The following is a 7,611-nucleotide window of genomic DNA, read 5'->3' as shown; positions in this document are numbered from 1 at the left end:
GCGCTTGCGAGTGTAGTCGTGGATTTCGCCAGTGCGCTCATCGACAATTTTTTCGGCAGCGCGATAAGCGGCGGCGGGGGGGGGCGCCCCCCCCCCCCCCCCCCCCCACGTCCGCTTCGACTCTCCGCTCGCCGCCTCGGCCGGTGACATCCGCGAAACAGAAACGTGAAATTTCGTGTTTCGCATTGACACCAAATAGCGCCCGCCCGTAGTTTGATCGTGCCCCAACATCGGAGTCGATCATGCGCGTCAAGGCAGCCGCTGCACATCCACGCAAACGTTTCGCTATCGGCCGCACGCACGCGCGCACGCCCCAATCTCTCGCCGCTTCCTTCCGCCGTTCCCCTCGCAGTTTCGCTAACGCGCCGCAATTTCCCGCATCCGATCATTTGACCGCGCCCTCGCCAGTAAGAGCGCCGACGTTGCTGCGTCTTCGCGGCCTGATCGGACTTGGGGCGCCTCAACCAGGAGACTCCGCCTTGAACGAAACGCCATGCCTCTCTCTGGCGAAGCGCATGCGTCCGGTGCGTGTGCTCGCACTCGCCGCCACGCTCGCCGCCGTGCCGCTCACCTTGTCATACGCGCCGGCCGCCTCCGCTCAGACATCGCCTGCCGCGCCCGCGGGCCAGAAGCTCTCCAACCAGCAGATCGATGCGCTCGTCGCGCCGATCGCGCTTTATCCCGATGCGCTGCTCGCCCAAGTGCTGATGGCCTCGACGTATCCGCAGGACATTCAGGCGGCCGCGCAGTGGTCGAAGGCCAATCCGAACATCAAGGGCGACGACGCGGTAAAGGCCGTGCAGTCCGAGCCGTGGGACCCGAGCGTGCAATCGCTGGTTGCGTTTCCGCAGGCACTGGCGACGATGGCCTCCAAGCCCGACTGGGTGACGCAACTCGGCAACGCGTTCATCGCGCAATCCGGCGACGTGATGGATTCCGTGCAGCGGCTGCGGCGCGCGGCGCAGAGCGCGGGCAATCTCAAGAGCAGCGAACAGCAGAAGGTGGTCGTCGAGCAGAGCACCATCCAGATCGTGCCGGCCAACCCGCAAGTGGTCTACGTGCCGACGTATAACCCGACTGTGGTCTACGGCGCGTGGCCGTATCCCGCTTATCCGCCCGTCTACGTGCCGCCGCCGCCCGGCTATGCGATCGCCTCCGGTCTCGCGGCCGGGCTCGCGTTCGGCACGGGCGTCGCGGTTGCGAACGCGCTCTGGGGCAATTGCGACTGGGGCCGTCACGACGTCAACGTGAACGTGAACCGCTACAACAACATCAACATCAACAACCGCATCAACGCGAACAGCAACAACGTGCGTTGGAACCGCAACGACCCGCAGTTCAACCGCAATAACAGCGGCAACCGGCAGAATTTCGGGAACCAGAATCTCGGCGCGGCGAATCGCGACCAGTTCCGCGGCCGCGATCAGGCGCGCGCGCAGGCGGCGCAGACGCTGCAGCAGCGCACCGGGCAGAACCTCAACCAGTCGGCGAGTCAGCGCGTGCAGAACATCCGGCAAGGCGGCGAAGCGCGCGGCGTCGGCAACAACGATCTGCATCAGCGCGCGCAAAGCGTGAACCGCGACAATGCGCTGCGCGGCGCAGGCGACGGCAACGCGGCGCGGCAGGACATCCAGCGCGGGCAAGCGAGCCGCCAGGCGTTCGCGAGCGCGCATCCGAATGCGGGCGGTGGCCTCGGCAGCAGCGGCGGCGGAATCCAGCGCAGCGGCGGGTTCCAGGGCGGCGGCGCGGGCGGCGGGTTCCACGGCGGCGGCGGCTTTCATCGCCGCTGAGCCGCTGAGCCACGCTGCGCCACACCCATGCCCACGACTCAGGAGCCCGAGATGATCTCGATGAAAAAACTTGCCGCATCGCCCCGCCCTTTTCTCTGCGCATCGCTTTTGCTCGCCGCCTCGCTCGCGCATGCGCAGGCCGTCTATCCGACGCCCGAAGCCGCGGCGCAAGCCCTTACCGACGCCATCGCCTCGAACGACGAAACCGCGCTCTCCAAAGTGCTCGGCAAGGACCACGCGCGCTATGTGCCGACCGACAACATCGGTCAGGACGACATCTACGAATACCTCGGCTCGTGGGCGAAGGAACACCGCATCGTGGAGGATGCGGAGCCTGCCGGCGGCCCGCGCCGCGCGCATATCGAGACCGGCGGCACCGGCTGGACTCTGCCGATTCCGCTCGTCGATACGGGCCACGGCTGGCGCTTCGACATGCCCGCCGCGCGCGACGAAGTGCTGACGCGGCGCATCGGCCGCAATGAGCGATCGGTGATGCGCGTCGCGCTCGCCTACGTCGATGCGCAGAACGACTATCGCAAGCTCACGAACCACTATGCCGAGCGCTTCGTGAGCACGCCCGGCAAGCACGACGGCCTTTACTGGGACACCGCGCCCGGCGAGCCGGAAAGCCCGCTCGGCCCGCTCGCGGCGGCCATGCCGAACAAGGCCACGGCCTCGGGCGGCTACTACGGCTATCACTATCGCATCCTCACCGCGCAAGGGCCGCACGCGAAAGGCGGCGCGAGAAATTACATGCAGGGCGGCGCGCTCGCGGACGGCTTCGGCCTGATCGCATGGCCGGCGAAGTACGGCGACTCAGGCGTGATGTCCTTCATGATCGACCAGGACGGGCAGCTCTATCAGAAGAACCTCGGTCCGGCGTCGGCGCGCGTGGCGGCATCGATCAAGACGTTCGATCCCGATTCGTCGTGGCAGTCCGTCTCGCCGTAGACAAGCGAGCGCGGCGAGCACCGTGGCGCAGTACGCCGCCGGACGCCTGAAAGCGCCCGGCGGTATAATTTCGCCCTTCTTCGAGGGCGCCGCGAGCGCCCTGGCACGCCGGCAGCGCGACCCATCGGCTGCGCGCCCTCCTCGCCACACCGCCCAATCTCGATTCCGATTCGCCATGACTGCCCAACTCATCGACGGTAACGCCCTTTCCAAGACTCTTCGCGCCGATGTCGCCGCCCGCGCCGCCGCGCTCACTGCTCGCGGACACAAGCCGGGCCTGGCCGTGGTGCTCGTCGGCGACAATCCGGCGAGCGAAGTCTACGTGCGCAACAAGGTGAAGGCGTGCCAGGACAACGGGCTGCATTCGGTGTTCGACCGCTTTCCCGCGACGCTCGCCGAAAGCGAACTGCTCGCGCACATCGAGAAGCTCAACGCCGATGCGGCCATTCACGGGATTCTGGTGCAGTTGCCGTTGCCCGCGCACATCGACAGCCACAAGGTCATCGAAGCCATTGCGCCGGAGAAGGACGTGGACGGCTTTCACGTCGCGAACGCGGGCGCGCTGATGACCGGCAAGCCGCTCTTTCGCCCGTGCACGCCGTATGGCGTGATGAAGATGTTCGAGGCGCACGGCATCGACCTTACCGGCGCGAATGCGGTGGTGATCGGCCGCTCGAATATCGTCGGCAAGCCGATGGCGCTGTTGCTGCTCGAAGCGGGCGCGACCGTCACGATCTGTCACAGCAAGACGCGCGATATCGCGCACTACACGCGCAACGCGGATGTCGTCGTCGCGGCGACCGGCCGCCGCAACATCCTGACGGCCGACATGGTGAAGCCGGGCGCGACGGTGATCGACGTCGGCATGAATCGCGATGAAGCCGGCAAACTCTGCGGCGACGTCGACTTCGCGGGCGTCAGGGAAGTCGCGGGCCACATCACGCCGGTGCCGGGCGGCGTGGGCCCGATGACCATCACCATGCTGCTCGTCAACACCATCGAAGCCGCCGAGCGCGCGGCACAGGCGTAAGCCGCCGGGGACGCGCCCGAACGTCGATCGTCCCCTTAGAAACAATCCATTGGATTTTGGCCCCGCGGCCCCAATAATGCTCCAATAGCATTCGGACACGAGCGGCGCGGGCTTCGCATGACTGGCCCGCTCCGCGCTTCAACGATCACAGAACCGGGAGAGCCATGAGCGATACCACCGCAGCCACGCCGACCACGGCAGCATCCAATCCGCTGCTCGATTTTTCCGACTTGCCGCGCTTCGGCGACATCAAGCCCGAGCATGTCACGCCGGCGCTCGACGTGCTGCTGGCGGCGGCCAAAAGCGCCGTCGATCGCGCAAGCGCGCCGGACACGCCTGCCACCTGGCAGGACGTCGTCGAAACGGTGGAGCGCGAATCGGAAAAGCTCTCGCGCGCGTGGGGCATCGTCGGGCATCTGAACGCCGTCGCGGATACGCCGGAGTTGCGCGCCGCCCATGCCGAGAATCTGCCGCGCGTCACGGAGTTTTCCGCGAGCGTCGGCCAGAATCTCGCGCTGTACGAGAAGTACAAGGCGATCGCCGCAGGCGACGAATTCGCGGGCCTTTCGCCCGAGCGCAAGAAGATTCTGGAGAACGCGTTGCGCGATTTCCGCCTGTCCGGCGCGGAATTGCCCGAAGACCGCAAGCCGCGCTTCGCCCAGTTGCAGGAAGAACAGGCTGCGCTCTCGAAGGCGTTTTCCGATCACGTGCTGGATTCGACCAACGCGTACTCCTACGTCGTCACGCAGCAAAGCGACCTCGCCGGCCTGCCCGACGACGTGATCGAAGCCGCCCGCGAAGCCGCGCAGAAAGAAGGCAAGGAAGGCTGGAAGTTCACGCTGCACTTTCCTTCGTATTTTCCCGTGTTGCAATACGCAGAGCATCGGCCGATGCGCGAGGCGATGTATCGCGCGTATGTCACGCGGGCGTCGGAACTCGGCGAAACCTACGGCCACGGCAAAGCCGAATGGGACAACACGCAGAACATTGTCCAGCATCTGAAGCTGCGTCAGGAAGAAGCGCGCACGCTCGGCTATCAGAACTTCGCGGAAGTGTCGCTTGCGCCGAAGATGGCGGAGTCGCCCGCGCAGGTCATCGCGTTCCTCGAAGACCTCGCCAAGCGCGCGCGTCCGTATGCCGAAAACGACTGGATGGAACTGCGCGCGTTCGCCGCGACCGAACTCGGCATGCCGGAGCTTCAGCCGTGGGATGTGGCGTATGCGGCCGAAAAGCTGCGCCAGAAGCGCTATTCGTTCTCCGAGAATGAAGTGAAGCAGTACTTTCCGCAGGAAGCGGTGTTGAAGGGCCTTTTCAAGGTGACCGAAACGTTGTTCAACGTCTCGATTCGCCGCGACGAAGCCGCCGTGTGGAATCCGGACGTGCGCTTCTTCCGCGTCGAGAACAAGGACGGCTCGCTCGTCGCGCAGTTCTATCTGGACCTGTACGCGCGCGAAGGCAAGCGCGGCGGCGCGTGGATGGACGACGCCCGCGCCCGCCACAAGCGCACGCAAGGCGACGTGCAGACGCCGGTCGCGTATCTCACGTGCAATTTCTCCGCGCCGGTCGGCGGCAAGCCCGCCTGCTTCACGCACGATGAAGTCATCACGCTCTTCCACGAATTCGGGCACGGCCTGCATCACATGCTCACGCGCGTGGACGAACTCGGCGTGTCGGGCATCAACGGCGTGGAATGGGACGCCGTGGAACTGCCGTCGCAATTCATGGAGAACTTCTGCTGGGAGTGGGACGTGCTGACCGACATGTCGGCGCACGTCGAAACGGGCCAGCCGCTGCCGCGCGAACTCTTCGACAAGATGCTCGCCGCGAAGAACTTCCAGAGCGGTCTCGGCACGCTGCGTCAGATCGTCTTTTCGATGTTCGACATGGTGCTGCACACGTCCTACGATCCGGCCAACGGCACGCAGAACGTAAACGACCTCGCCCGCGAGATCAACGAGAAGTTCCATGTCATTCCGCAGGCGCCGTTCTCGCGCTGGCCGAATACGTTCAGCCACATCTTCGCGGGCGGTTACGCGGCGGGCTATTACAGCTACAAGTGGGCCGAAGTGCTGTCCGCCGACGCCTATGCCGCGTTCGAGGAAGCCGCGAAGGCCGCGAACGGTTCGGTGCTGAATGCGGAGACCGGCACGCGCTATCGCCGCGAGATTCTGGAGGTGGGCGGCAGCCGCCCGGCGATGGATTCGTTCAAGGCGTTTCGCGGACGCGAGCCGAGCATCGACGCGCTGTTGCGTCACAACGGCATGAGCGAGCACACGCAGACGGTGCACTGATCGAGAACCCCGGCCGCCGTGCCGGGGTTTCTTGCGTCAGCGCTGGATTCTGAAGTCCACTTCCGCAGGCCGGCCTTCCAGCGCGAGCGTCGCGCGCACGGCCGGACTGCGGCTCACCACCTTCCCTCTTCTGATCACCGCCGTGCGCGCTGCGCGCAGACGGATCGCTTCGATCGGATCGCGAGCGTCGAGCACGACGCAGTCCGCATGACAGCCCACTTCCACGCCGTAGCCTTCGAGCCCGAGAATGCGCGCGGGCGTGCGCGTGACCGCATCGAAGCACGCGCGCATCGCGTCGACGCCCGTCATCTGCGCGACGTGCAGGCCCATGTGCGCGACTTCGAGCATGTCGCCGGAACCCAGGCTGTACCACGGGTCCATCACGCAGTCGTGGCCGAACGCCACGTCGATGCCCGCCGCCATGAGCTCGGGCACGCGCGTCATGCCCCGCCGCTTCGGGTACGTGTCCGAGTGTCCCTGCAACGTGATGTTGATGAGCGGATTCGCGATGGCCGAGACGCCCGCTTCGCGCATCAGCGGAATGAGCTTGCTCACGTAGTAGTTGTCCATCGAATGCATGGACGTGAGATGCGAGCCCGTCACGCGGCCGTGCAGCCCTAGCCGATGCGTTTCCGCCGCGAGCGTTTCGATATGGCGCGACATGGGATCGTCGGATTCGTCGCAGTGCATGTCGACGCGCAAGCCGTGCTCCGCCGCGTACTCGCACAGCAGCGTGACGGACGCCGCGCCGTCTGCCATCGTGCGCTCGAAGTGCGGGATGCCGCCGACGACATCGACGCCGAGCGCGATCGCCCGCTTCAGGTTCTCGAATGCGCCCGGACTGCGCAGCACGCCGTCCTGCGGGAACGCGACCAGTTGCAGGTCGAGATACGGCTTCACGCGGCGCTTCACTTCGACGAGCGCCTCGGCGGCGAGAAGACGCGGATCGCACACATCGACGTGCGAGCGGATCGCCAGCAGCCCGCGTGCAACGGCCCAGTCGCAATATTGCAGCGCGCGCTCGACGATGGCTTCCTGCGTGAGTTCGGGCTTCAGTTCGCCCCATAACGCAATGCCTTCGAGCAGCGTGCCCGACGCGTTCACGCGCGGCAAGCCGTACGAGAGCGTCGCGTCCATGTGAAAGTGGGCGTCGACGAAAGGCGCAGTGACGAGCGAACCATTCGCGTCGATTTCTTCACGCGCGCTCGCGTTCAGATGCGGCTCAATGGCAGCAATACGGCCTGCTTCGATACCGATATCGACGAGCCCCGTCGAGCGCACCAGCGCTGCGCGGCGAATGATGAGATCCATATGAAGCCCTCGGGCGTATGAGGTTCTGACGATTGTAGCGGGACATAAAAGCGCGGGCGCGTCGCTCTGGTTCGTGTGCGATAGAGCGCAGGTCGCGTCGCGCCCGCTCGCGCGCCGCCCAGCGTCGCGCTGAGCCTGGCGCCCTCGCCGTGCGTGGAGACGCCGCGTGCATAGACGCCGCGCGTCACGCGATACGTCGCGCCGCATAGTGATACGGCGGATACGCGCTGCTGTCGCG

5 protein-coding genes are annotated in these 7,611 nt (G+C 65.9%); 4 read left to right on the top strand and 1 reads right to left on the bottom strand.

Going from position 1 to position 7,611, the window contains the following annotated elements:
* Positions 1 to 515 precede the first annotated feature (515 nt).
* The 4 genes from NCR37_RS04900 to NCR37_RS04885 all read left to right on the top strand — a co-directional run bounded on the left by NCR37_RS04900 (position 516) and on the right by NCR37_RS04885 (position 6,062).
* Positions 516 to 1,790, top strand: coding sequence for a DUF3300 domain-containing protein (locus NCR37_RS04900; protein WP_250472024.1), 1,275 nt, complete (start codon positions 516 to 518; stop codon positions 1,788 to 1,790).
* 51 nt (positions 1,791 to 1,841) lie between these two features.
* Complete coding sequence (locus NCR37_RS04895) at positions 1,842 to 2,741, top strand: DUF2950 domain-containing protein (RefSeq protein WP_250472020.1); 900 nt, start codon at positions 1,842 to 1,844, stop codon at positions 2,739 to 2,741.
* Positions 2,742 to 2,916: 175 nt separating this feature from the next.
* Positions 2,917 to 3,771, top strand: coding sequence for a bifunctional methylenetetrahydrofolate dehydrogenase/methenyltetrahydrofolate cyclohydrolase FolD (gene folD, locus NCR37_RS04890; protein ID WP_250472019.1), 855 nt, complete (start codon positions 2,917 to 2,919; stop codon positions 3,769 to 3,771).
* Between the two features lie 164 nt (positions 3,772 to 3,935).
* On the top strand, positions 3,936 to 6,062 hold the full coding sequence (locus tag NCR37_RS04885) for a M3 family metallopeptidase (RefSeq protein WP_250472018.1): 2,127 nt from the start codon (positions 3,936 to 3,938) through the stop codon (positions 6,060 to 6,062).
* A gap of 36 nt (positions 6,063 to 6,098) precedes the next feature.
* On the opposite strand, the gene NCR37_RS04880 is transcribed toward NCR37_RS04885, so the two are convergent.
* Complete coding sequence (locus NCR37_RS04880) at positions 6,099 to 7,373, bottom strand: amidohydrolase family protein (RefSeq protein ID WP_250472017.1); 1,275 nt, start codon at positions 7,371 to 7,373, stop codon at positions 6,099 to 6,101.
* Between the last annotated feature and the right edge of the window lie 238 nt (positions 7,374 to 7,611).

Origin of the sequence: Caballeronia sp. GAFFF1 (assembly GCF_023630705.1) — a bacterium.
Classification (GTDB): domain Bacteria; phylum Pseudomonadota; class Gammaproteobacteria; order Burkholderiales; family Burkholderiaceae; genus Caballeronia.
Note: the sequence above shows the minus strand (reverse complement) of the source record. Positions and strands in the feature narration are given on the sequence as shown.

What these genes read in the sequence shown, in the direction of transcription:
- NCR37_RS04880 (WP_250472017.1), bottom strand. Translation starts at nt 7,373, where the DNA reads ATGGATCTCATCATTCGCCGCGCAGCGCTGGTGCGCTCGACGGGGCTC.
- NCR37_RS04900 (WP_250472024.1), top strand. Translation starts at nt 516, where the DNA reads ATGCGTCCGGTGCGTGTGCTCGCACTCGCCGCCACGCTCGCCGCCGTG.
- folD (WP_250472019.1), top strand. Translation starts at nt 2,917, where the DNA reads ATGACTGCCCAACTCATCGACGGTAACGCCCTTTCCAAGACTCTTCGC.
- NCR37_RS04885 (WP_250472018.1), top strand. Translation starts at nt 3,936, where the DNA reads ATGAGCGATACCACCGCAGCCACGCCGACCACGGCAGCATCCAATCCG.
- NCR37_RS04895 (WP_250472020.1), top strand. Translation starts at nt 1,842, where the DNA reads ATGATCTCGATGAAAAAACTTGCCGCATCGCCCCGCCCTTTTCTCTGC.